21 protein-coding genes and 1 tRNA gene are annotated in these 23,958 nt (G+C 35.3%); 14 read left to right on the top strand and 8 right to left on the bottom strand.

Annotated features, from left to right (window positions below; all coding sequences use genetic code 11):
- Positions 1 to 15 precede the first annotated feature (15 nt).
- The 4 genes from asnB to LB076_RS06050 all read right to left on the bottom strand — a co-directional run bounded on the left by asnB (position 16) and on the right by LB076_RS06050 (position 7,443).
- Positions 16 to 1,692: an asparagine synthase B gene (gene asnB, locus LB076_RS06065; protein WP_066333688.1), complete on the bottom strand. Its 1,677-nt coding sequence runs from the start codon at positions 1,690 to 1,692 to the stop codon at positions 16 to 18.
- A 199-nt stretch (positions 1,693 to 1,891) separates the two neighbouring features.
- A complete protein-coding gene (locus LB076_RS06060; RefSeq protein ID WP_066333689.1) occupies positions 1,892 to 2,341 on the bottom strand; it encodes a hypothetical protein in 450 nt (149 codons plus the stop codon).
- Positions 2,342 to 2,556: 215 nt separating this feature from the next.
- Positions 2,557 to 4,305, bottom strand: a complete 1,749-nt coding sequence (locus LB076_RS06055; protein ID WP_066333692.1) for a porin family protein — start codon at positions 4,303 to 4,305, stop codon at positions 2,557 to 2,559.
- A 123-nt stretch (positions 4,306 to 4,428) separates the two neighbouring features.
- On the bottom strand, positions 4,429 to 7,443 hold the full coding sequence (locus LB076_RS06050) for a tetratricopeptide repeat protein (protein ID WP_066333694.1): 3,015 nt from the start codon (positions 7,441 to 7,443) through the stop codon (positions 4,429 to 4,431).
- Positions 7,444 to 7,633: 190 nt separating this feature from the next.
- Here LB076_RS06050 and LB076_RS06045 point away from each other — a divergent pair, with 190 nt between their 5' ends.
- The 3 genes from LB076_RS06045 to LB076_RS06035 are packed head-to-tail and all read left to right on the top strand — an operon-like array spanning position 7,634 to position 10,152.
- The gene (locus LB076_RS06045; protein ID WP_066333696.1) at positions 7,634 to 8,317 is read left to right on the top strand and encodes a cell division ATP-binding protein FtsE; all 684 of its coding nucleotides are present in this window, start codon (positions 7,634 to 7,636) and stop codon (positions 8,315 to 8,317) included.
- Entirely contained in the window at positions 8,317 to 9,204 is an 888-nt protein-coding gene (locus tag LB076_RS06040) for a glycosyltransferase family 2 protein (protein WP_066333698.1), read from the top strand. The genes LB076_RS06045 and LB076_RS06040 overlap by 1 nt, the downstream gene beginning before the upstream one ends.
- Positions 9,205 to 10,152 (top strand): glycosyltransferase family 2 protein, encoded by a 948-nt coding sequence (locus LB076_RS06035; RefSeq protein WP_066333699.1) that lies wholly within the window; start codon positions 9,205 to 9,207, stop codon positions 10,150 to 10,152.
- Here LB076_RS06035 and LB076_RS06030 read toward each other — a convergent pair.
- Complete coding sequence (locus LB076_RS06030; protein ID WP_066333702.1) at positions 10,142 to 10,546, bottom strand: sugar 3,4-ketoisomerase; 405 nt, start codon at positions 10,544 to 10,546, stop codon at positions 10,142 to 10,144. The genes LB076_RS06035 and LB076_RS06030 overlap by 11 nt on opposite strands.
- A 4-nt stretch (positions 10,547 to 10,550) precedes the next feature.
- Positions 10,551 to 11,693 (bottom strand): glycosyltransferase, encoded by a 1,143-nt coding sequence (locus LB076_RS06025; RefSeq protein WP_078055263.1) that lies wholly within the window; start codon positions 11,691 to 11,693, stop codon positions 10,551 to 10,553.
- 2 nt (positions 11,694 to 11,695) lie between these two features.
- Here LB076_RS06025 and LB076_RS06020 point away from each other — a divergent pair, with 2 nt between their 5' ends.
- The 5 genes from LB076_RS06020 (at position 11,696) to LB076_RS06000 (ending at position 17,091) form a co-directional block, all read left to right on the top strand.
- Positions 11,696 to 12,862: a glycosyltransferase gene (locus tag LB076_RS06020; RefSeq protein WP_066333707.1), complete on the top strand. Its 1,167-nt coding sequence runs from the start codon at positions 11,696 to 11,698 to the stop codon at positions 12,860 to 12,862.
- A gap of 136 nt (positions 12,863 to 12,998) precedes the next feature.
- On the top strand, positions 12,999 to 13,607 hold the full coding sequence (locus LB076_RS06015; protein WP_066333710.1) for a hypothetical protein: 609 nt from the start codon (positions 12,999 to 13,001) through the stop codon (positions 13,605 to 13,607).
- Positions 13,608 to 13,784: 177 nt separating this feature from the next.
- On the top strand, positions 13,785 to 15,965 hold the full coding sequence (locus tag LB076_RS06010) for an ATP-binding protein (RefSeq protein ID WP_066333712.1): 2,181 nt from the start codon (positions 13,785 to 13,787) through the stop codon (positions 15,963 to 15,965).
- A gap of 174 nt (positions 15,966 to 16,139) precedes the next feature.
- Entirely contained in the window at positions 16,140 to 16,685 is a 546-nt protein-coding gene (locus tag LB076_RS06005) for a DUF1003 domain-containing protein (RefSeq protein WP_066333715.1), read from the top strand.
- A gap of 172 nt (positions 16,686 to 16,857) precedes the next feature.
- Positions 16,858 to 17,091: a hypothetical protein gene (locus tag LB076_RS06000; RefSeq protein ID WP_066333718.1), complete on the top strand. Its 234-nt coding sequence runs from the start codon at positions 16,858 to 16,860 to the stop codon at positions 17,089 to 17,091.
- A 124-nt stretch (positions 17,092 to 17,215) separates the two neighbouring features.
- On the opposite strand, the gene LB076_RS05995 is transcribed toward LB076_RS06000, so the two are convergent.
- On the bottom strand, positions 17,216 to 17,668 hold the full coding sequence (locus LB076_RS05995) for a DUF4442 domain-containing protein (RefSeq protein ID WP_066333721.1): 453 nt from the start codon (positions 17,666 to 17,668) through the stop codon (positions 17,216 to 17,218).
- Positions 17,669 to 17,868: 200 nt separating this feature from the next.
- On the opposite strand from LB076_RS05995, the gene LB076_RS05990 reads away from it, so the two are divergent.
- The 4 genes from LB076_RS05990 (at position 17,869) to LB076_RS05975 (ending at position 21,618) form a co-directional block, all read left to right on the top strand.
- Entirely contained in the window at positions 17,869 to 18,327 is a 459-nt protein-coding gene (locus tag LB076_RS05990; RefSeq protein WP_066334226.1) for a DUF4870 domain-containing protein, read from the top strand.
- 142 nt (positions 18,328 to 18,469) lie between these two features.
- Positions 18,470 to 18,799: a PadR family transcriptional regulator gene (locus LB076_RS05985; RefSeq protein ID WP_066333724.1), complete on the top strand. Its 330-nt coding sequence runs from the start codon at positions 18,470 to 18,472 to the stop codon at positions 18,797 to 18,799.
- A 5-nt stretch (positions 18,800 to 18,804) separates the two neighbouring features.
- Positions 18,805 to 20,556, top strand: coding sequence for a PspC domain-containing protein (locus LB076_RS05980; RefSeq protein ID WP_066333728.1), 1,752 nt, complete (start codon positions 18,805 to 18,807; stop codon positions 20,554 to 20,556).
- Between the two features lie 231 nt (positions 20,557 to 20,787).
- Complete coding sequence (locus LB076_RS05975; RefSeq protein ID WP_066333731.1) at positions 20,788 to 21,618, top strand: GIN domain-containing protein; 831 nt, start codon at positions 20,788 to 20,790, stop codon at positions 21,616 to 21,618.
- A 73-nt stretch (positions 21,619 to 21,691) separates the two neighbouring features.
- Here the strand turns inward: LB076_RS05975 and trxB are convergent, their stop codons facing one another.
- Complete coding sequence (trxB, locus tag LB076_RS05970) at positions 21,692 to 22,639, bottom strand: thioredoxin-disulfide reductase (RefSeq protein WP_066333735.1); 948 nt, start codon at positions 22,637 to 22,639, stop codon at positions 21,692 to 21,694.
- Between the two features lie 161 nt (positions 22,640 to 22,800).
- On the opposite strand from trxB, the gene LB076_RS05965 reads away from it, so the two are divergent.
- Positions 22,801 to 22,875 (top strand) — tRNA-Pro (locus LB076_RS05965).
- 313 nt (positions 22,876 to 23,188) lie between these two features.
- On the top strand, positions 23,189 to 23,956 hold the full coding sequence (locus LB076_RS05960; protein ID WP_066333738.1) for a ParA family protein: 768 nt from the start codon (positions 23,189 to 23,191) through the stop codon (positions 23,954 to 23,956).
- Positions 23,957 to 23,958 lie beyond the last annotated feature (2 nt).

Genomic DNA, 23,958 nt, shown 5'->3' with positions numbered 1-23,958 from the left:
CTTTTAGTTTTTTAGCTATGCCTTTGTGTAGGCGGCATCATGTACGTTAAAAACTGCTCTTCCAGAAGGGTCGTTCATGTTTTTGAATGCTTCGTCCCATTCTAGCGCAATTTTGGTACTACAAGCCACACTTGCCTCTTGTGGCACACACAATGCTGCTGCATCGCTCGGAAAGTGTTCTGCAAATAAGCTGCGGTAATAATACTCTTCTTTAGAAGTTGGAGTTTGTATCGGAAATTTATATTTTGCAGCAGCTAATTGCTCGTCTGTAACCGCAACCGCAACCACTTCTTTCAAGGCATCAATCCAGCCGTAGCCCACACCGTCGCTAAATTGTTCTTTTTGTCTCCAAGCCACGCTCTCTGGCAACATGTCTTCAAAGGCTTTGCGGACAACCCATTTTTCCATTTTGTGCTCGGTGGTTATCATTTTATCTTTTGGATTTACTCGCATGGCTACATCCATAAATTCTTTATCCAAAAAAGGTACCCGACCTTCAATCCCCCAAGCGGCTAAACTTTTATTGGCACGCAGGCAATCATACATGTGTAATTTACTTAATTTACGCACGGTTTCTTCATGAAACTCTTGTGCATTTGGTGCTTTATGAAAATACAGGTATCCTCCAAAAAGTTCGTCTGCACCCTCTCCAGACAATACCATTTTGATGCCCATAGATTTAATAACTCGCGCCATTAACCACATTGGTGTAGAGGCTCTAATGGTGGTAACATCATAGGTTTCTAGGTTATAAATCACATCTCGTAAGGCATCTAAACCTTCTTGGATGGTAAATTTAATTTCGTGGTGAATGGTTCCAATATGATCGGCAACTTTTTGCGCAGCAGCTAAATCCGGAGAGCCTTCTAAACCTACCGAAAAGGAGTGCAATTGTGGATACCAAGCATCTGCTTGATCCCCAGATTCTACCCGTTTTTGGGCGTATTTTTTGGCTACAGCCGAGGTAATAGAAGAGTCTAAACCTCCCGAAAGCAATACACCGTAAGGCACATCGCTCATTAGTTGTCTATGAACTGCTGCCTCTAGAGCTTCTTTGATCGCCGCTATACTCGTTACATTGTCCTGAACGGCTGCATACTCAGTCCATTCTCTTTTATACCATGGTACAAATGCGCCATCTTTGCTGCTCATGTAGTGCCCTGGAGGAAATAATTGAATTTTGGTACAATATCCCTCTAAAGCTTTTAACTCCGAGGCTACATAAAAAGTACCGTGTTGGTCCCAACCAATATACAACGGGATTATTCCCATGTGATCTCGGGCTACAAAATATTCGTCTTTTTCAACATCATAAATTGCAAATCCAAAAATCCCGTTCATTTCATCTATAAAATGAGGGCCTTTTTCTTTATATAATGCCAAAATTACTTCGCAATCACTCTCGGTTTGAAAATCGTATTTTCCTTCAAATTGTTTGCGCAATTGGCTGTGGTTGTATATTTCGCCATTGGCTGCCAATACCAATTGCCCGTCTGGACTCAACAAAGGTTGTTTCCCGGAGGCTGGATCCACAATTGCCAATCTTTCGTGAGAGAGGATGGCTTTTTCATTGCTATAAATTCCGCTCCAATCTGGACCTCTATGACGGATGATTTTGGACATTTCTAATATTTGCGGTCGTAACGATTCCGCATTTTGTTTTAGATCAAAGGCACATACTATTCCACACATAATGCTATATATTTTAAATTTTTTATTTATTTTGATAAAGCAAAGATGCAACAACACTTTAAATTCCAAAACACAATAGCTCGTTTTAGTTATAGTTTAAAACCAAAAAAAGCTTTTTTAACAAAAACAGAAAGTAAAAACTGGATTACTTTTTCTTGTTGGTTTAAAAAAACAAGATGCACCATAAATTGGCCTTGGTTTATAAAATTTGCTCAATGGTGTATTTTGTGGTATGTATCTCAAAGGTATAGCCCACGGCAGCACCTATCAACTTGTTCCCCAGCGGAGACTCTAACGAGAGTGCAATAACGGTGGTGTTCTCTACGGTAATTTTGGGCAATGCCAAACTGAGATACAAGTATATTCCGTTTGCTTTCACTAAACTACCCAACATAATGGTTTGGGCTGTTTTAGCAGAGTCTATTTTGTCCAATACTGCTTTTTGCGCCAAAAGCTGTGCCAACTTTGTACTTAGTTTTTCTTGCTCTAGGTGCATCATGGATAATGCGGTTTCGTGTTTGTCTCCCGCGGATCCTTTGGCATCGTTTTTAGAATCTTCGGTCAGAGCTGTTATCATGTCTCTAAAAACATCTATTTTGTCTTGTACTAATTGCTGGTAATAGTGGTGTGTTTTTTGTTTGAAATTCATTTTATAAAGAAATTTAAAAAATCAAGAAACCCCAAAAGTATGGTTTCTGTGAATCTAGGAGCAGTCAAAGTTAGGGTATTAATTAAGATCTAAAGTATTTCTTTTTTATTTAAAAAAAGAATCAAATACGCTTTTTGGGGTTGTCTTGGAGGTATACAAAAAAAATGGTTTCCTGAGTCAGAAAACCATTTTTTATGCCGCAATATTGTTCGGATTTAAAAATCAAATTTGTAGTTTGCTCCTATCATAATCTGAAATCCTTGAACGGGATAATTGGCCCATTTTTGGTAGTTTTGGTTTGCAAAATTATTGGCTTTCAAAAATCCTGTCAAACGCTGGTTGTATTTATAACCTAGGTGCGCATTGGCATCCAGATAACTGCCTAATGTAATATTTGTAGCGGTGGTTGTTAGGCTAGTATTGGTTTGGGCATCTTTTCTTTGTCCTACATAAAATACGGTAGCGCCTGCATACCATTTTGGAGTTATAGTAACCTCCAGATTGGTATTTAGTGTAATTTGAGGCAAATTCCAAGCTTCGGATTGGTTGGCATTGCTGTAGCTACTAAAGGCCCCGCTGATACCAAAGGAAACATTTTCTGAAAAAGCTGCTTTTAAATCTCCCGAAAAAGACACTGTCCGGACGTCATCATAAACCACCTGAAACGAATTTCCAAAACCATACGGATCATTTGTACTGGTTTCGGTATAATCATTACTTTTAAATAAGGCTTTGTTTTTTTCGTTTTTATACGATCCACGTACATTATAGCTCACATTTTGTATTAATTTACCTTTTAGTCCTGCAAAAATATCGTATTGTTTGTCTGTTGGTGCTATTAGCAAGGTGGGAGACACAAAAGAATTTTGGTTAGCAAAATCACTATAGGTATTTTGTTGCAAATCGCCTTGGGCACCGGCGTAAAAAACCATCAAATCGCCAACTACTTTATAAGTGGCATTAATTTGTGGATACACAAAGAGTTTGTTTTTATTGTTTTGGTTGTCTAAGCTATAAAAAACGGCTGCTCCTAAATCTATAGTCCAATCGTCTTTTTGCATCACAAAACTTGGCGCAATACCTAAATTAGTGAAACCATATTTTATGGCATTGGTATTGGCATAATTATTGGCAAAGCTACCACCGAGATAATCTATGGTAATATTGGTTTTGATACGTTCTTCCATTAGATCCAGCTCTAGGGTAGGAGCAACATAAAATCTGTTTTCTACGGATCCAAAAGAATCTGCAAAATGATGGAATTTGGCTTTGGCCTTTTTGAAAATTCCTTCGGAAAACTCCATCTTTCCTCCCGCCGAAAAAGCATTAAAAGCATGCTCTGGATGGATTGAATTTAGCAAATCCTTACGGTTATCTTCAGACAACGTACTGCCAAACAAAACAGGCAAGCCGTACCAGTTATAGATCTGATTTTGGTAGCCTACATCCACATTCCAAGCCAAGTCTTTATAATTAGCGCCATAGGTTAGATCGATAGCGGTGTCATAAAACGCATCCTTTAGAGTCACTCCCGAAATCCCTCCTTGCGAAGACAAATGACGAAACATGGCTCCCACATAATCCGCATTGCCTAACTCTTGATTTACGTATAATGCTGCCTGTAGGGTGCTATAGCTACCAAAACCTAATGTAGCATAATTGCTATACAAGTGGGGTGGTTTGGTACGCACAACGCCTTCTGCTTTTCCTTTTGATGGGGTAAATGTGGAGGCTACCGGAAAAGAAAATATAGTGTATTGCACGGTTTCTTTTTGGGCGTTTCCTTCTTCTTCCAGAACCGCTATTTCAGGAACTTTGAAGGCATCCGAAATGGTTGGAGAATAGGGTTTGACTACATTCACTACCTCGGAGCCAATTGTTGCATTCTTTTTTTGTGCAAACGAAAACTGAAAGGCTAGTAAAAGTAGGGGTATAAAAACTTTATTTTGAAGATTGAAATTCATGTTCTATTTATTTTTTAATACAAAAAGGTTATTCTAAAAATTCTAGTCTCTAAAAACTGGCGCATTTTACAACCAACTCCTAAACAAAGTGTTGTTTGTAAATCTAAAAGCCAGAACAGCACTTTATTTTACCACCGAAGAATTGGTTTTGGCTTCTTCGGTTTTGATTTTATCTAATTCTTTTTGGGCCTCTGCCACAACTTCCGGATAATCTGTAAAACTCTTTAGAACGTTTTCTAAAATATACGTTGCCTGAAAACTATCTTTTAGACCATAAAAGTTTTTGGCCATTACTACCAGTCCTTTGGCACCATAATAACGATAACTAGAATAATTTTTGGCTATTTTTTGAATTACGGTATTGGAGTTTTCAAACTTACCATCTTTGTTCTTAAAATAGGCATCATAATACAATGCCTCTGCAGCTAGTTCTCCTTTTGCTAGTGTAAGCAATTTGGCATAACCGGCTCTGGCTTTGACTTCGTCTCCGGTTTGTATGGCTGCTCTGGCAATGATTATTTGTGCATCGCTCTTTACATTATCATCAATTTTAGGGCTATTCAGAACCTTATCTGCGTATACCACCGAGTTTACATAATCTTTTTTGTCATAATAACATTGCATTAAATTGGACTGCGCAAAAACTTTATTCTGGGCATAATCTGCTTGGTTTTCTAGACGCAATAAAATTGGGATGGCTTTTGCTTTTTCGTTATTTGCTAATAAAATTTGTGCTAATCGTGCCAAGGACTGCTCTGTAAATTCATTTCTAGTCTCTTCGATTACATATTGATAATGGGCAACGGATTTGTCTTTCTGACCTTCTGAAAAATAGGCTTGCGCCAAATAAAAATGTGCCTTTAAAGCATGTATACCTTTGGGAAAACTACTGTTATAGGCATTAAATCCAGAAATGGCTTGTTTGTAATTGTTTTGCTCAAATTGTTTTACAGCAGATTCGTAGGTGTCGTTATCTAGATCCAGATCTGTCACAGCAACAAAATCCAAGGTCCGGATCCAGTTAGCATACTCGTCTACTCTACCGTTGTCTACATAAATTAATCTTGCGGTAGATACTGCCTCGAGTGCTTCGGGCGTTTTAGGAAAACTAGCCGCTACCTTTTTGAACTGAATTAAAGCAGGCTCATCTTTGTCTGCGTTATAATATAGCAACCCCTGGCGCAATATGGCCTTGGCGGTATACTTGCCGTTGTTGTTTTCGGCAACCAAACGCTCAAATGTTTTTAAGGCCAGGTCTTGCTGGTTGCTTGCTACATAGGTATTGGCTAATTCATACATGCCATCATTTCGGTAGCTTGAATTGGGGTACAATTGCAAGAAAGAGTGGAGTTCTTTAATTTTAGTATCGTTTTTAGAAATAAAACCATAACAAAGTGCTTTTTGGTAGTATGCATAATCTGCATCTACTGCCTTTAATGCAATTACTTTGGTGTATGCCTCTATAGCTGGGCCGTATTTTGAGGTCACAAAATAGCAATCTCCCAGACGTAAATACGCATCGTTTATTCTTGAAGCATCCGTCTTTGGTGTTGCAATTTGTTTTTGAAAATAGCTAGCAGCCGCATCATAATCCTTTAATTTAAAATAACTATAGGCTATATTGTAATTGCTGTTTGCATATTCTGGGGTGTTGGTTGCTTTGGGCAAGGCTATAAATTGTTGGTAATGGGTTAAGGCCGTTTTATACTCTTGCAATACGTATTGGGTTTCTGCTTTCCAGAAGGTGGCGCGAGCCGTAAAGTTGGCATCTACGGAAGACCCCAAAGAACTTTGAAACATTTTGGCTGCTTCGGTGTATGCTCTATCCGAGTACAATTCGATACCTCTATAAAAAGTGACTTTTGGGTATGCAAGCTGGTTCTCTGGGCCTTTGTTTTTTTCTAATAAAACCAACGCTTCTTTATAATTTTTGGAAGATATATACGAGTCTATCAACAAACGCTCAATTACAGCACGATTGGTGTTTTGAGGGTATTTTTGTATAAAATTAAGCAATAGCTCTGGAACGGTTTGGTAAGAGTTTCCAATTTCGTAACTTAATTTGGCATAATTAAAACTGGCATCTTCTTGGATGGCAAGGTCAAAAGACATCTCCGAAGCGTTTTTGAAGGCATTTAATGCTTGTTGTTTTTTAGCGACATTTAAGTAACTCTCTCCTAAATGGTAGTAGGCATTTTGGGCTACAAAATCATTTCCGTTGATGATTTTGTTAAATTGAGAAATCGCATTTTCATAATCCTTTTGTTGGTAGTAAGCATAGCCTAATTGGTAAAAATCGGTATTGTTCCATTTCCCTTTTTTACCTTTATATGCAGCCAAATAAGGCACGGCTTTATCGTATTGTTTTAAGTTAAAGTAACTCTCTCCAATAATTTTGTTTAACTCCGATTTTTCAATAGCATTCGATTTTGGCATTGCTTTGCTTCCTAAATCTATGGCTTTTTGAAAATTTCCTAATTTAAAGTTCATGTCTGCTTGATAATACGAGAGTTTTTCTTTGTATTTTTCTTCGCCAGAAACTTCGTCAAAATAACGGCTTGCTTCTTTGTAGTCGTCTCCTTCGTAAGCCATAAACCCTAAGTAGTATTTGGCCTGGGAGCCAAATTCTTTGGAGTTGCGCACCTTATTGAAATAGGTGGTCGCTTCTTTCTTTTTTTTGGAATTAAAAAAAGCATAGCCTTTTTGAAAATTAAAACGATCCCGATCCGAGTTGCTCAACTGGCTTTCGTCTACTTTTTCGAACCATTGCAATGCTTTAGGGTAGTTGCCTTGTTCAAAATAAAAATGGGCTACTTCTATAAAAGCTTGGTTGCTTTTGGCACTGGTGGGATACTCTGCAACAAAATCTTCCATCAATACATCTGCATTAGCTTGATCCATCCGTATGGCGCAATAGGCCGCATAGTAGGTACAATCGGATTGCACCTCTTCTTGGGTGCTAAGATCTTTTACTTTGTTAAACAGAATTTTGGCAGACGCATATTGTTGGTCATTGAATAAATAAACCGCCTGATTAAATTCTTTTAATTCGTGAGTATATAAAGCTGATTTTTGAGCTGATATAGTAACTGAACCTGCTAAAAAGAGAGAACAATAGAGCCAAGAAAATTTCCGCATTTTAAGTGTTATTTTTTTTAATATTCAAATGTATTATAATCTTTTGGGTATAACGAAAACCTTTAGCTTTTTATTATGAAAAACAAGCCTACTTGCCTATTTATATAAAAAAGTATTGTTTTTATTGCACTAATTTATTTTGAATACAAGCCGTAACTTATTACTTTTACCACTTAAACATTTGCAAATTATGTCTCAAGCCGTACTGTCATTAAAAAACGTAAGTATCTACCAAGAGGATAGAGTTATTTTATCCAACATTAATTTAGAAGTAAACCATGGTGAGTTTCTGTACATCATAGGAAAGACAGGATCCGGGAAGAGTAGTTTAATGAAAACGCTCTATGCCGACATGCCTTTTAGCGAAGGAGAGGGCTCTATTGTGGATTTTGATTTAAGCAAACTAAAAGAAAACGATATTCCGTTTTTGAGACGAAAAATAGGCATTGTATTTCAAGACTTTAAGTTACTACCTGACCGTTCTATTAAAGACAACATGCTTTTTGTGTTAAAAGCTACTGGCTGGACAGACAAAAACGAAATGGATCGTAAAATTGACGAAGTATTAGACAAAGTAGGCATGAAAACGTATGCGCTCAAAATGCCGCACCAAATCTCGGGTGGAGAGCAACAACGGGTAGCTATTGCAAGAGCATTATTAAATGATCCAGAACTTATTTTGGCCGATGAGCCTACCGGAAACTTGGATCCACAAACTAGCTCCGAAGTAATGGAACTCCTACGAAATATTAATGCCAATGGCAAAACCATTATTATGGCCACGCACGATTATGCATTGTTGATGAAATACCCTTCCAAAACCTTAAAATGTGAGGACACCAAAATATTTGAAGTAGTGCAGAGAACCGTATAATGCTCTCGATACTTATACCAATATATAATTATAATGCCTTTGCTTTAGTGCAAGAATTGCACGAACAAGGCGTTAGAAATGCCTTGGAATTTGAAATTATTTGTCTAGACGATGCCTCTTCAGAATGCCTTTTTTATAACCAAGCCATTGCGCAATTAAAACACGCAAGTTATACTCTATTGCCACACAATATAGGACGCAGTAGCATACGCAATCTACTGGTATCTAAAGCCAAATACCCTTGGGTGCTTTTTTTGGATTGCGATACGTTTCCGCAACGCAACGACTTTGTCTCAGAGTATGTACGATGGATGAATAGCAGTACCGAAAAAGCTTTTTTTGGGGGTTTACTATATTCGGACCAAAAACCCGAAGATACTGCCGTACTACGATGGGTATTTGGCACCCAAAGAGAAGCACTAACGGTAGCCCAGAGGCAAAAAAACCCGTATCAAAGCAGTTTAATTTCTAATTTTGCAATTCAAAGATCGGTATTCAAAACACTGAATTTTGACCCCAAAATAGAAACCTATGGCTACGAAGATTATGCCTTTATACAGCAGTTACAAGCGCACCAAATCCGAATTAAGCAAATCCAAAATCCCGTGTTTCATCTTAATTTAGAAACCTCTAAACTATTTGTATCTAAAACCAGAACCGCTCTTAAAACCCTCTTAACGCTCTCCAAAAGCAGCCCCTTGGTTGCAGACACCAAATTGCTAAAAACCTATAAATTACTACATGCATTAAGGATAACGGGTTGGGTTGCGGTGCTATTTCAAAAACACAAACTCCGGCTAGAATCTAATTTAACCTCGCCAAAACCTTCTTTGCTTGTATTTGATCTCTACAAAATTGGCTATTTTTGCTATCTAAACACCCAATAAATGCCTTTATTTACCGTTGTTATTCCGCTTTTTAATAAAGAAAAATTTATTGCAGCTACGCTAAAGAGCGTGCTGGATCAAAGTTATACGGATTTTGAAATAATTGTAATTGATGATGCCTCTACAGACCGTAGTTATTGCGTTGCTGCGGCATTAGATAGTACTAAAATTAAGATAATTAAGCACTCCTTTAACCAAGGTCTTTCAGCAACTAGAAATACCGGAATAAAAAATGCGAATGCGCCTTATATTGCTTTTTTGGATGCCGATGATCTCTGGGATTCTAATTTTCTGGAAGAAATAGCTCGTTTAATAAATCAGTTCCCTGAGGCCCACTTATTTGCCACTAATTATTTAGAAATTTACTCTAATTCTGTTGCGCTTGCTCCAGAGGTAGGTTTAAAAAACACCAACACCAATTTTGTGGTTACCGATTTTTTTGAAGCTAGTTTAGCCCAGCCCATTTATTGTCCGTCTAGTTGGTGTGTACAAAAAGACGTTTTTAAAACAACCGGTTTATACAACCCAAAAATAACTTTTGCTGAAGATATAGACTTTAATATCCGTGCCAATTATTATTTTAAATTAGCCTACAGCACCCAAGCATGCGTTCGGTACAGAATGGTTTCCGAAAATCAAATCACCCATGCTCCAATAACTAACAAAATACTTCCTGATTTGGATGTTTACGAAAATTGGGGGAAAGAAAAGCCAAGCCTAAAAAAATATCTGGATTTTAACCGCTATATTTTTGCCAAAATGTACCAGATAGAGCACAATCTATCCGAGTTTTCTCGTTTAAAAAATGCCATAGACCCAGATGCCAACGTTTCGGGTTTGAACTACAAACAACGCTTGTTATTGAACGCCAGCCCGTTGTTGCTGGTAGCTATCAAAAAAATAAAACGTTTTTGGGTCCAAAAAGGAATTCGTTTTACTAGCTATTAATGGTTTTTAGGTATTCCAAAAAGGCAGCATAGTCTCTGATATAATCTGATTCATCAAAAACAGCCGATGCAAACACCAAACAAACTGCGCCTGAAGAAAAATTAATTAATTCTCCCCAAATATTTTTGTGGATTAGTAAACCTATATTGGGTTTATCGAGAGTGATTTTTTTTTGGCTGGTACCGTCTTTTAAGATTACATCAAAACTACCCGAAACCGCAATGAGCACTTGGGTTAAATCTTTATGAGAGTGGCCTCCTCTTTCGGCAAAATTAGGCGTATCATACAAGTAATACACCCTTTTTACCTCAAAAGGCAGGGTATCTTTTTCAACGACCCCTAAATTTCCAAGGGCATTTTCGATATTCGGGATTTCTATTAAACGTGCATTCATACTACTAACTTACATTTATTTTTAAATACTCTAGCCATTTATTTCCAATGGTTTCTAACGAAAACCGCCTAACACTCTCCAAAGCATTTTGCTTACAAAATTGGTATAAAGTGGTATCTTCGATCATCAAGTTCATGGCTTGTGCTAATTTATCTACATTTTGATTCTCAACCAATAGGCCGTTGTAGTTGTTTTTTATAATTTCGCTTGGCCCTGAGAGGCAATCGAAAGAAATTACAGGCGTTTTGCAGGCTAACGATTCTATCAGAACGGTGCCAAAACCTTCATTTTTGCTGGACAAAACGGTATATTTTGCCTGTTTCATGTATTTAAAGGGGTTTTCTTTCCAGCCTAGAAACACTACTTTATCGGCTAGGTCAAGTTGGTGCGCCTGCAATTCTAGCGCTTTACGCAATAGACCCTCGCCTAATAATACCAATTTGATGTTTTTACTAGGCAGCACCGATTTTGCATACGCAGCAATTAGTTTATCCAGCTGTTTCACTCCGTCATCCATCCTTCCAATACCCAAAACATAATCCCATTTTAGCGTTACAGGTTCTTCAGACAGCACTTGTATTTCCGCAATTGCAATAGGATTGTAAATCACTTCGGTATTTTTGTAATGGTATTTACCGGTAATTTTTTGTGCTATTTTTTGGGACACCGAAACAATTCCGTAGGCGTTGGTGTATATTTTTTTGGCCAAAAAAGACCATTTAGGAAAATACCAATCCGTGCAATAGCTATGTACCGTTACAATATAAGGTGCTTTATACACGTATTTTGCAATAATGAATTCTTGAAATGGATTGTTCTTGACTCTAAAATCAATAATAAAATCTAAAGAATTATTTTGTACATATTCTTTAAAAATACACAATCTCTGGAGTTTATTTAGTATTCCATTGCTTTTATTTTTATAAAGCCCAAGATTAAGCAAAGTACCCGAAAAAGCATAAGTTACCTTGTCTATAACAATAACATGGTGTACGACTATATTTTTACTTTCAAAAAATTGAGACAATAAAGCCGCACAACGCTCTGCTCCTCCAGATGCCAATTGTTCGCTAATAAGGGCTATTTTGTACACTTTTTTTTGAGTCATAAAACAAAAATCACTAATTTCGAAAACAAATATAACCATTCATGAGGATTTTATTAGTAGGCGAGTATAGTAGATTTCATAATTCCTTAAAAGAAGGCTTAGTATCTCTGGGGCATCAAGTGGTTATTATTGGAGATAATGATTTTAAAAACTACCCCTTGGATATTTCTGTGTATGCAAAAACCTGCAAAGAGCACTATTGGCTTAACAAAATCCGACAAGTTATTTTTAAATTAAGCAAAATAGATGTGGCGCAAATCGAGGTTGCATACCGTTTTTTTAAAAACCGAAAAAAACTCGTTGGTTTTGACGTAGTACAACTCATCAATGAATACCCTTTGCAGTCTACCGTTTTTTTGGAAAAAAAAATGATTGCCTATCTTTTTAAAAACAACAAAAAGGCTTTTTTGGTTTCCTGCGGAGACGATTATATCAGTGTAAAGCACATGTTAGAGGGGCATTTTAAATATTCTGTACTCACACCTTGCTTGGCAAATCCAAAATTAGACCACTGCAAATATACGTTGCGGTATGCTACAAAATCTTTTAAAAAATTGCACCACTATGTGTATCAAAATATCCTAGCGGTTATTCCTGCAGATATGGATTATGCCATACCTCTTAAAAACCATCCCCAAGCAACACCGCTAATTCCTCACCCCATAAACACGGCCCTAAACCAATACAGTCCGTTGCATATTGAAGATACAATACATATTTTTCATGGGATTAACACTGTTAATTATTACAAAAAGGGTAATGATTATTTTGAAAAAGCATTGGCCATCATTGCACAAAAATACCCCAACCAAGTAACCATTACTACCACACGAAGCGTTGCTTACTCCCAATACATACAGCGGTACAATCAATGCCATATTTTGTTGGACCAAGTTTTTAGCTATGACCAAGGATTTAATGCTCTAGAAGCTATGGCAAAAGGAAAAGTAGTCTTTACGGGCGCGGAGACCGAATTTACAGAACACTTTAACCTTACACAAAAGGTGTGCATTAACGCCCTGCCAGAGGTAGATTATTTGGTGGATCAACTATCTTATTTGATTGAAAACCCCCACGAAATCCATGCCATAAGCCAACGAGCCCGTGCCTTTATTGAACAAGAACACGATTGTATAAAAGTAGCCCAAAAATACCTTACCACTTGGGAACAGTACCCGTTAAACCCTGTTTTAAACAGACCAGCGTAATGGTTTAGGGAGGTGCTAATTAACTCGTTATATAGTATCTAAAAATAGTTTTATTACTTTTAAAGACTTGTTTTACTAGCCTAAACTGAAAGTTAGGTACAAGCAACTAAAAAAACAGAAATTAAAACATAAAGAAATGATTGATGAATTTTTAAAATATATTGGAATTGGAAGTTCTTCTGTTGTTTTAGCTTATGTATTAATTAAATATTTATCTCAAAAAATATTTGAAAATTATCTAGTAAAACAAATAGATAAACATAAAAGTAATTTGGAAAAATTAAATATTAAATACCAAATACAATTTTCATCACTTCACGCTGAAAGAGCCGAAATTATAAAATCAATATATAATTTACTTTATGACCATAAAAACATTATTCACGATGTAATGAATAATTTATTAGATGAACAAAATCCAATCGGACACTTAAAACAAAAATTAGACCATTGGTCATCATTAGCAATCACTTTGAGTGAAACTTTTCATAAAAACAAAATATTTTTTTCAATTGAACAAGTAAATTCTATTAACAGAATTCATTCAGAAATAAATCAAATAAATAAGATGACAGAATCTTTTTTTAGTGACAATAGAAATATTACTCAAAACATAAATAGCATATTTAATGAAAACATTGAATTCAAAAATTTAAGAACTAGTAGTGATATAATATTAGAAAACGTAATGGTTTTAGAAAAAGAATTAGAAGAAGACTTTAGAAAACTTTTAGGAGTCATATGACTAAAAAAAACGAACGCGCAACACACATTTGTGTGTATTGAGGAATTTAGTGGAATTACCGTTTTTAATTGTATATTCATTACAGAGAAGGTAATCGTATTCCAAGCCTGCTAACTATTTAAGGCGAAAAGTTAGTCGTAAATTTGCCTCACAAAATGACTAAATTATACTTATAAAATGAATATACTTAAAATAGATTTTGAAAATTGTTTTGGAATTGGAAAATTAGAACACGAATTTAAATTTGAAAATTTTGATTCAAATACGTTTTTAATTTATGCTCCAAATGGAACAATGAAAACTTCTTTTGCAAGAACTTTTGATTTAGTTTCTAAAAATGACTTAAAAAATATTCCTAGTGATAGAATTTATACTTCTAAAGTTTCAAAATACGAAATTTTAGTAGATGCACTTCCTATTAATCAACAAAACATACTAGTTTTAAATGCGGAAGATAATAATTTTGACGCTTCAAGTAAGATTAGTAATTTCTTAGCTAGTAAAGAATTAAAAAAAAAATATGACGATATCTATTCAGAATTAAATACTCAAAAAAATGAATACTTAAAAAAGTTAAAAGTCATTTCTCAAAGTACAGACTGTGAAGGTGAACTTTTAAACACTTTTTCACAAAATAATGCTATTCCTTTTTTTGAAGTATTATTAACTGAAATAGAAAATCTAAAAGACAAATTCGAAAAATATAACTTTAAATATAATGATGTTTTTGACAAAAAAGATAATGTAAAAAAGTTTTTAGATAAGAATAAGGGAATTTTAGAACAATATATTACGGATTATAAAACCTTATTAGAGAAATCTGTTTTTTTTAAACAAACAGCAAATAATTCTTTTGGAACCTACCAAGCAACAGAAATTTTAAAATCTATTGAAGACAACTCATATTTCGATGCAGGACATAAATTTGTGTTGGATGATGGAACTGAAATAACTAATTCAGATTTATTAAAGCAACTTGTAGAATCTGAAATAAGTAATATTATTAATGATGATAAATTGAAGCAAACATTTGATAAAATTGACAAAGCTATTGGTGCAAATTTAGAACTTCGAGCCTTCAAAAGAGTAATTGAAAAAGATAATTTAATACTTGTAGAACTAAAAGATTATGAAGGTTTTCAAAAGAAAATATGGATTAATTATTTATCAGAAATTAAAAAAGAATCTGAAATATTAACTGAACTGTACAGAATAAAAAAAGTAGAATTAGAGATAATAATAGATGAAGCGAAAAAAGAGTTTGCTTTATGGGAAAAAATTATCACAACTTTCAATTCTAGATTTTACGTTCCTTTTAAAGTTATTTTAATAAATCAAGGTGATATAATATTAAAGCAAGAAACTGCCAACTTAGAGTTTGAATATATTGATACTAATGAAAATCCTGTTCGTCAAAAAAAAGAGAATTTAATACCCATATTAAGTAAAGGCGAACAGAGAGCATATTTTATTTTACAATTTTTATTTGAAATAGAATCAAGGAAAACAAATGCAGAAAAAAATATTATCATCTTTGATGATATTGCGGACTCATTCGATTACAAAAATAAATTCGCTATAATTGAATATATTAAAGAATTACATTTATCAAATGATTTCAGAATAATTGTTTTAACACATAATTTTGATTTTTACAGAACAATAGCTTCAAGATTGAGTTTAAAAAGACAAGTAGTTTATATGACTACTAAATCAAATGAGAAAATTATTAAGTTACAAAATGGTCAATATAGAAATGATGTTTTTGTCTACTTCATCGATAACTACCGAAATCCTAAAATTTTCATTAGTTTAATTGCTTTTGTTAGAAACATTATTGAATACACAGAATCTACAGAATGCTCCGATTATTTAAAACTAACTAGTTGTCTGCATAAAAAAAACAATTCAACTGCATTAATCGTAAAAGATATTTTCGATATTTACAAAACAAGATTGATAAAACTATCCGACAAAACAATAGAATTTGAAAATGAAAATCTTTTAGAATTTATTATTACAATAGCAAATTCAATTTGCGCAGAAGTTAATATAAATGAAATAAATTTAGAAAATAAAATAACTCTAGCGATTGCAACAAGACTTAAAACAGAAGAATATTTAATAGCTAAATTGCCTGAAGTAGATCTAGATGAAATCACTTCAAATCAAACTAGTGATTTGTTTTTAAAATATAAAATAAAATACCCAACAAGTTCTGCATTGGGAATTTTAGAAAATGTAAATTTAATGACCCCAGAAAACATCCATATAAATGCATTTATGTATGAACCATTAATAGATATGTCTGTGTTTCATTTAAAAGATTTATACGAAAAAGTTAGTGCTTTAAACTAAAAAAAGCTACTGCTAACGCACATCTTGCGCCATTTGTAGATTTAGTGGAATTACCGTTTCGCATTCTGAACCATCTCAAAGCCGAGAACGTTGCTAAAATTGCAACTACTGGTATGCAGTGTCGTTTTAAAACATCCTTGCTTATTGATTTTATATCCCCAAATTGTAATCCAAATGAATAAAGACGCTAAAATATTATTAAATTCTGAAACGGAACAATTAGCCAAACTTCAAAAAATTGTAACGCAAACCATTGAGAACGAAAAATTAATTTTGGACAACCTACTCCATCCACCCGAAGATGTGCTTACTAAGGGACAAAAAATTTCCGACAAAGTAGCTTCCTTTGGAGGAAGTTGGGCGTTTATAATTTCTTTCTTTATCCTTTTATTTGCTTGGATAGCCTTTAATACCATAACACCTTTAAGGGATAATTTTGATCCTTACCCTTTTATTTTAATGAACTTGATTTTGTCTTGTATTGCTGCACTACAGGCGCCTATAATTATGATGAGCCAAAATAGAGTGGAAGAAAAAGATCGCAAACGTAGTGAAAACGATTATTTGATTAATTTAAAATCCGAATTGGCCATTAGGGCCTTACATGAAAAAATAGATTTACTCTTGGAGGAACAAATTAAAGTATTGTTTGATAGTCAAGCCAAACAATTAGAAATTTTAAAGCGCTTGGAAAGAAAAATAATGAAAGAAAAACCTTAAAAAAAACTACAGTCCCCGAACAAAAATGCGATCCTTTGGGGTGATTTTAGCTCTGTCGTAGTTGCAATCTGGTTCTTTAGGGTTGGTTTATTATTTTATTCTGTTTGATAATGGCTCATTGAAAGTATTCTTTTTATATATTTGAAGTATTGAATTTAAAACCCATTTGAAGATGAAAAAAATAATCACTCTAGCTGCAATACTTGTATTTACTATCCAAACCAATGCGCAAGAAGCTACAAAAAAAGCCAAATGCAGCACCAAACAAGAAATGAGCTGTTGCAAAAAAACCATGACTGCCGAAGAAATCTCTAAGTGTCAAGCCAAATGCAAAGCCGAAGGAAAAACCTGTGAAGCAACTACCCGCAAAAAAACTAAAAAATGCTGTGCTAAAGAAAGCAAGTAAATTAAAAAGACCGCCCTTTCGGGCAGTCTTCCTAGCGTAAACAAATAAAAAAAATTAAAGAAACCCAGTACTTGTATTGGGTTTGTTGTTTTCAGATATTAAGGCGGCTATTTTGCGGCACTTTTTATTTTATGCGTACACTCCATTCAAAATCCATTTCTGAGACTACAACTCCTTGCTCATTAACGCCTATGGATTTCATCCAGAAGGTCTGCCCTGCTCCGGTGGCAATGGTTTCTTGGATTGCTTTGGCAATTAGATGCCCATCTTGGCATTCAAAGGTGATTCTGCCGGTGGCTTTTTTGCTAAAACTGGCTTTGTTGTTGGCCACTAGCATGGATATTTTTTGACCGCTTTTTTGAATTTGGTAGATTACTAAAGCTCCCGTTGTTAGTTCTGCGGCCATGGCTTGGACGGCAAAATACATCGAATTGAAGGGGTTTTGATTGATCCAACGGTGTTTTACAGATACTACACATTTATCCTCTCGGATTTCTTTGACTCTCACCCCACACAAAAAGGCGGATGGCAATTTGAAAAATAAAAACCTATTTAGTTTGGTGGTAGTGAGATTCATTTTGGTTGTATTTTTTTGCTAATATACAACAAAATACTATGCGTACATAATAAATTTAAAAGTTAAATTTATGTTAACATATAGTACTGTGTGATACAAAGTACTGTCTTTTGGACATATATTTGCATAAGAAATTACTAGGCAAGAGCCTGATGTATGTTGTAACTTTTCTATCTGCAATTAAAATTATCTATCTAAAAATGAAAACAAATTCCGAAAAAAACACCGCTGCTAGTATCCATTTGAGTGCTTTTACTCAATATTTTTTTCCGTTTGGAAATTTTATTTTTCCAATTATTATAATGTGGGCTTCTAAAAAAAAGGAATCCGAATTTGTGGATTATAATGGTAAAAATCTGCTGAATTTTCAGTTGAGTGTGCTGTTGTATTCTTTGGTGCTGCTGGCCGTAATGGTTGTGGTGGTGTTGGGGTTTGTTTTTAATAACATACCCTTGGAGGTGGTTATGAGGCAGGATGTTTTTTCGGTTTCTAATTTGGACTTGAGCCAGAATATAACTTGGATCACTATTGGTTTGGTGGCGGTGTTGTTGTTGGCTTGCTTAAAGATACTGGAATTTTTCTTGCTGCTTTATGCTGCTGTAAAGACTTCTGATGGAGTTCGATTTAAGTATCCGATAACGGTTGCTTTTATTAAGTAGTGTTCTAGCCCTGATGGTAGCGGCATCCTTTTTCTGGCTTCTTTAGCCAGGAAAAGATATAGCGGACAGCAGGAAATAGCTCCTAAATAAATGCTTTATGCTCAAAATAGAATGAGAATCTAAAAATATAAAAAATGAAATTATGAATATTGAAAACACAAAGGCTCAGATGCGTAAGGGTGTTCTCGAATTTTGTATCTTATCCGTTTTGAAGGAAAAGGATGCGTATACCTCCGAGATATTGGACACGTTAAAAAAAGCGAAGTTGCTGGTGGTGGAGGGTACTATTTATCCTTTGCTTACGCGATTGAAAAACGATGGTTTGCTTAGTTATCGGTGGGAAGAATCTAGTTCTGGACCGCCAAGAAAATATTATGGTCTTACGGAAATAGGACAAACTTTTTTAAATGAATTGAACGGTACTTGGATGGAATTGTCGGATGCTGTTAACTTAATCACCAACCAAAAATAGTTATTATGAATAAGACTGTAAATATAAACTTAGGCGGAATGTTTTTTCATATCGATGAAGATGCGTACTTAAAATTAACGCGTTATTTTGACGCCATTAAGCGTTCTTTATCTCATTCTGCGGGACAAGACGAGGTTATTAAGGATATTGAAATGCGGGTGTCTGAATTGTTGACCGAAAAACAAAAAGAGGACAAACGAGTGGTGGGCTTAAAGGATGTGGATGCGGTGATTGCGGTGATGGGCCAACCGGAAGATTATATTATTGAAGACGAAACCACCTCGCAACACGCTTTTGGGAACCATGCCCACCGAAGCTCCAAAAAACTCTACAGAGATAAGGATAAGGGAATGCTTGGTGGAGTTGCTGCTGGCTTGGGGCACTATCTTGGAATTGAGACGGTTTGGATCAGGCTTATTCTTGTTTTGTTGGTTTGGGGTGCTGGCACTGGTGTGGTGGCGTACATTATTTTGTGGGTGATTGTGCCTGAGGCGGTAACTACGTCTGAAAAACTCGAAATGACTGGAGAACCGGTGACGATCTTGAATATTGAAAAAAAGGTGCGGGAGGATTTTGAGACGGTTTCAGAAAGGTTGAAAAATGTGGACTATGATAAATATGGCAACCAGATTAAAACCAGTGTTTCTAAAATAGGCGATAATTTGAGCACTGTTTTGTTGGCTGTTTTTAAGGGGTTTGCCAAGTTTTTGGGGGTGTTGTTGGTTATTTCCGGAATTGCTATGTTATTGTTGTTGCTTATTGGTTGCTTTACGTTGGGATCTTCTGGTTTTTTGAGCTTGCCGTGGTCTGGTTTTATTGAGGCTGGTAACTTTACGGATTATCCGGTGTGGTCTTTTGGTTTGCTTATGTTTTTTGCGGTTGGAATTCCGTTCTTTTTTCTGACAATTTTGGGTTTTAAATTGTTGTCGCCTACTACCAAATCTATTGGTAATATACCCAAATATACCTTATTGGCGCTTTGGATTATAGCGCTTGCTTTGGCGGTGTCTATTGGCATAAAACAAGCTGCTGCTTTTGCCATTGATGGTAGGTTGGTGCACAAAGAAGAACTAGTGATGCTGCCTACCGATACGTTGCGTATAAAGTTCCAACATAATGCCTATTATGCCAAAGATGTGGCTACTCAAAAGAGTTTTAAAATAACTCTGGACTCTGCTAACCGTAAGGTAATTTATTCTAACCAAGTACGGTTTAGGATAGAAGAAACGCAAGAAAAAACGCCCTATATTCAAATTGAAAAAGAAGCCAAAGGCAGCTCTTTAATTGAGGCCAAAGAAAGAGCCAAAGAAATTCAATACCGCTACCAAATACAAAAAAACCAATTGCTCTTGGATAATTATTTGGTTACGGATTTGAAAAATAAATTTAGAGATCAAGAAATTGAAATCACGTTGTTCTTGCCCGTTGGAGTCGTGTTTCAGTTAGATGCCAGTACGTATAATTATGCCGATTTTGATGGTGCTTTTATGGATGGAAACTCTGATTTGGACACTGCTATTTATAAAGTATTTAGATCTGGGGCAAAATGCGTGAACTGTCCTGAAGAGAGCAATCCAGAGGACTTTGAAGAATTTAGCGAAGACCAGGAAGACTTGAGGGCCAACGACCAAAACCACCATGCTATCCGTATTAATAAAAATGGTATTTTGATAACAAAGGATCCTCTTAGGGCTTCTCAAAATAACGTTCAAGAATTGCAAATCAACGAAAATGGTATTCGAATTAAAACAAAATAAATATGCTTAAAATTATTACAATCCTGGTAGCCTATTTGTTACTTACTCTAAGCGCACTATTAGTTGCTTCTGGTTTGTAGTTATAATAAAACCTCTTGAGGCCAATTTATAGTGGGCTGTAATGCAAAAACAGAGCCTCTAGTCAAGGCTAGATAGGCGTTTAATATCTAAATCATCTCTTAAAAACGGATGATTTTTTTTATATTTGTAAAAATAATAATTCTATTTAAAATGAAAAAAATTACTACACTACTCCTACTAACGCTATTTACCAGCATTGCTGTAGCCCAAAAAAAAGAGAAGATAAAAGGCTCTAAAAAAGTAACTACGGAGCAGAAAGATATTTCAAGTTTTAGTGTTCTCGAAATAAGTGATAATATTGAAGTGCATTTAGAAAAAGGAGAAAATGCTGCCTTAGAGATTGAAGCAGATGATAACCTGCACGATCTTTTTGTTATAGAATCTAATGAAAAAGCGCTACGTGTTTCCACCAATAAAGAAGCTAGTCGGTACAAAAAAATGGTTGTTAAAATCACCTATACCAATAAACTTCGCTCTATATTAGCCAAAAATGATACGGAGATAAATGCAATTCAAGAAATTATTGTAGATAGTCTTAAAGTAACGTCTTTAGATAATGCCAAAGTATTTATGAATGCCAAAGTAACGGATTTTGTTTTGGAAACGGATGATAAATCAAAGGTAGAGCTCAATCTAAAAGCCAGTAAGGCCCGACTTGTACTTAGCAAAGATAGCGCCCTAAAAGCATTAATAGCAACAACGGATTTAACCTGTGATTTGTATCAAAAAGCCGAAGCGAAAATAGAAGGAGATGCCACAAACGCTACCCTTAGATTGGATCATAATGCACAACTGGTTGCCGAAAAACTAGTAGTCAAAAACATTGCCTTAACTACAGAGAGCTATTCTACTGGATCGGTACATGCTACCAAAAGTATTGTAATTCAAGCTTCGGATAAATCCGAAATTGCGCTTTATGGTAATGCCAAAATTGATTTAGGTAAATTTACTGACGAAGTAAAATTGTTCAAGAAAAAATAAAACCCATTTTTAATACATAAGCCCGTTTACTTTAGGTAAACGGGCTTATGTATTTAATTACAATTCTAAAACATTATTCTTTTGCTGCCAAATATCTTTCGGCATCTAGAGCTGCCATACAACCTGTACCCGCAGCAGTAATTGCTTGACGGTACACGTGATCTGCAGCATCACCTGCAACAAAAACACCTGCAACATTTGTTTTAGAAGTTCCTGGTTGACCAACAATATATCCCGTCTCGTCTAAAGTAATGTAGTCTTTAAAAATATCTGTGTTGGGTTTGTGTCCAATAGCCACAAAGAAACCTGTTACTGGAATCTCATAAGTCTCTTCGGTGGTTTTATTTAAAACTTTTACTCCTGTAACCACTTGCTCATCTCCTAAAACCTCTACTGTATCGTGGTTTAATAAAATGGTAATGTTTTCTGTTTTTCGAACACGCTCTTCCATGATCTTAGAAGCTCTAAATTTTTCGCTACGTACCAGCATGGTTACTTTTTTGCACAGCTTAGATAAATAATGTGCTTCTTCGCAAGCAGAATCTCCAGCACCTACAATGACAACTTCTTGATTTCTATAAAAGAAACCATCGCAAACTGCACAAGCAGAAACACCACCACCCATTTGCAAATAGTGCTGCTCAGAAGCCAGTCCTAAATATTTAGCCGAAGCTCCCGTCGAAATGATTACCGTTTCGCAATGCAATTCGATAGTGTCATTTATCCACACTTTATGAACACCGCCACTAAAATCTACTTTGGTAGCCCAACCATCCCGTACATCAGTACCAAAACGTTGTGCCTGCTCTTGCAACTGCACCATCATTTCGGGACCCGTGATTCCTATTGGATTACCAGGCCAGTTTTCGACTTCGTTAGTAGTTGTTAGCTGTCCACCAGGTTGCATACCTTGGTACAAAACAGGATTCATATTTGCTCTTGCAGCATAAATTGCAGCAGTATATCCTGCTGGCCCAGAACCTATGATAAGGCATTTAATTTTTTCGATAGTATGTGACATAAATCTTGTTTTTTATTTCTGTTTGAAGATACAAATGTAGTTTTTTAATAAAAAATCTATGCCATAAAAACATCAATTTTAGCTATTTGAAAATAATTACATTCTATTTTCAATTTATTGTTGCTTAACTAAAAAAAAGTTTTATATTTGCACTCGAATTACGGGGTGTAGCGTAGCTCGGTTATCGCGCCTGCTTTGGGAGCAGGAGGCCGCAGGTTCGAATCCTGCCACCCCGACAAAAGTCTTTTCATTTATTTGAAAAGACTTTTTTTTTACCCAAAAAAAACTTCCTTTTAGCCCCTTATTTTTAATTCAATTTCAATACGAAGTTTCCAAAAAAAAAAACACAATTAGCATTCTAATTTTAAAGACTATCCAAATTATATTTTAAACAGACTCGCTCAAAAACATCCTACTAAACAAGCCATTGCATAGGGGCAAAATTGTACCGCCAGAGCCAATAGAGCAATGTTTATGAAATGTTAACAAAATAGATTTTTAGAAACCATAATTAATTGTATTTTTACGGTTCAAAATTTATAAAAACACATGGGCAAAATCATTGCGATTGCTAATCAAAAAGGAGGCGTTGGAAAGACTACTACATCCGTAAATCTTGCAGCTTCTCTAGGCGTTTTAGAAAAAAAAGTACTAATTATTGATGCGGATCCTCAGGCTAACGCTAGTTCTGGGCTAGGCATTGATGTAGAGAGCGTAGAGATAGGCACCTACCAAATTTTAGAACACAGTAATACTCCAACAGAAGCCACCATTAAGTGTACAGCTCCTAACGTAGATGTTATTCCTGCGCACATTGACCTTGTTGCCATAGAAATTGAACTGGTAGATAAGGAAAACAGAGAGTACATGCTCAAACAAGCTCTCGAAAGCGTAAAAGACAACTATGACTACATCCTTATTGACTGCGCACCATCTTTAGGATTATTAACCCTAAATGCATTAACAGCAGCAGATTCTGTAATCATTCCTATCCAATGTGAATATTTTGCATTAGAAGGTTTGGGTAAATTATTAAATACTATCAAAAGTATTCAAAAAATACACAATCCAGATCTTGAAATTGAAGGGTTGTTATTGACAATGTATGACTCCAGATTGCGTCTGTCTAACCAAGTGGTTGAGGAGGTTCAAAAACATTTTAACGATATGGTTTTTGAAACTATCATCCAGCGTAATGTTAAACTTAGTGAAGCACCCAGTTTTGGAGAAAGCATCATTAACTATGACGCAACCAGCAAAGGAGCAATTAATTATTTGCACCTAGCGCAAGAAATTATAAAGAAAAACAGTAAATAGTT

It is taken from the genome of Flavobacterium crassostreae, from assembly GCF_001831475.1.
GTDB lineage: Bacteria > Bacteroidota > Bacteroidia > Flavobacteriales > Flavobacteriaceae > Flavobacterium > Flavobacterium crassostreae.
This window is presented reverse-complemented; position numbering and strand designations above follow the sequence as displayed.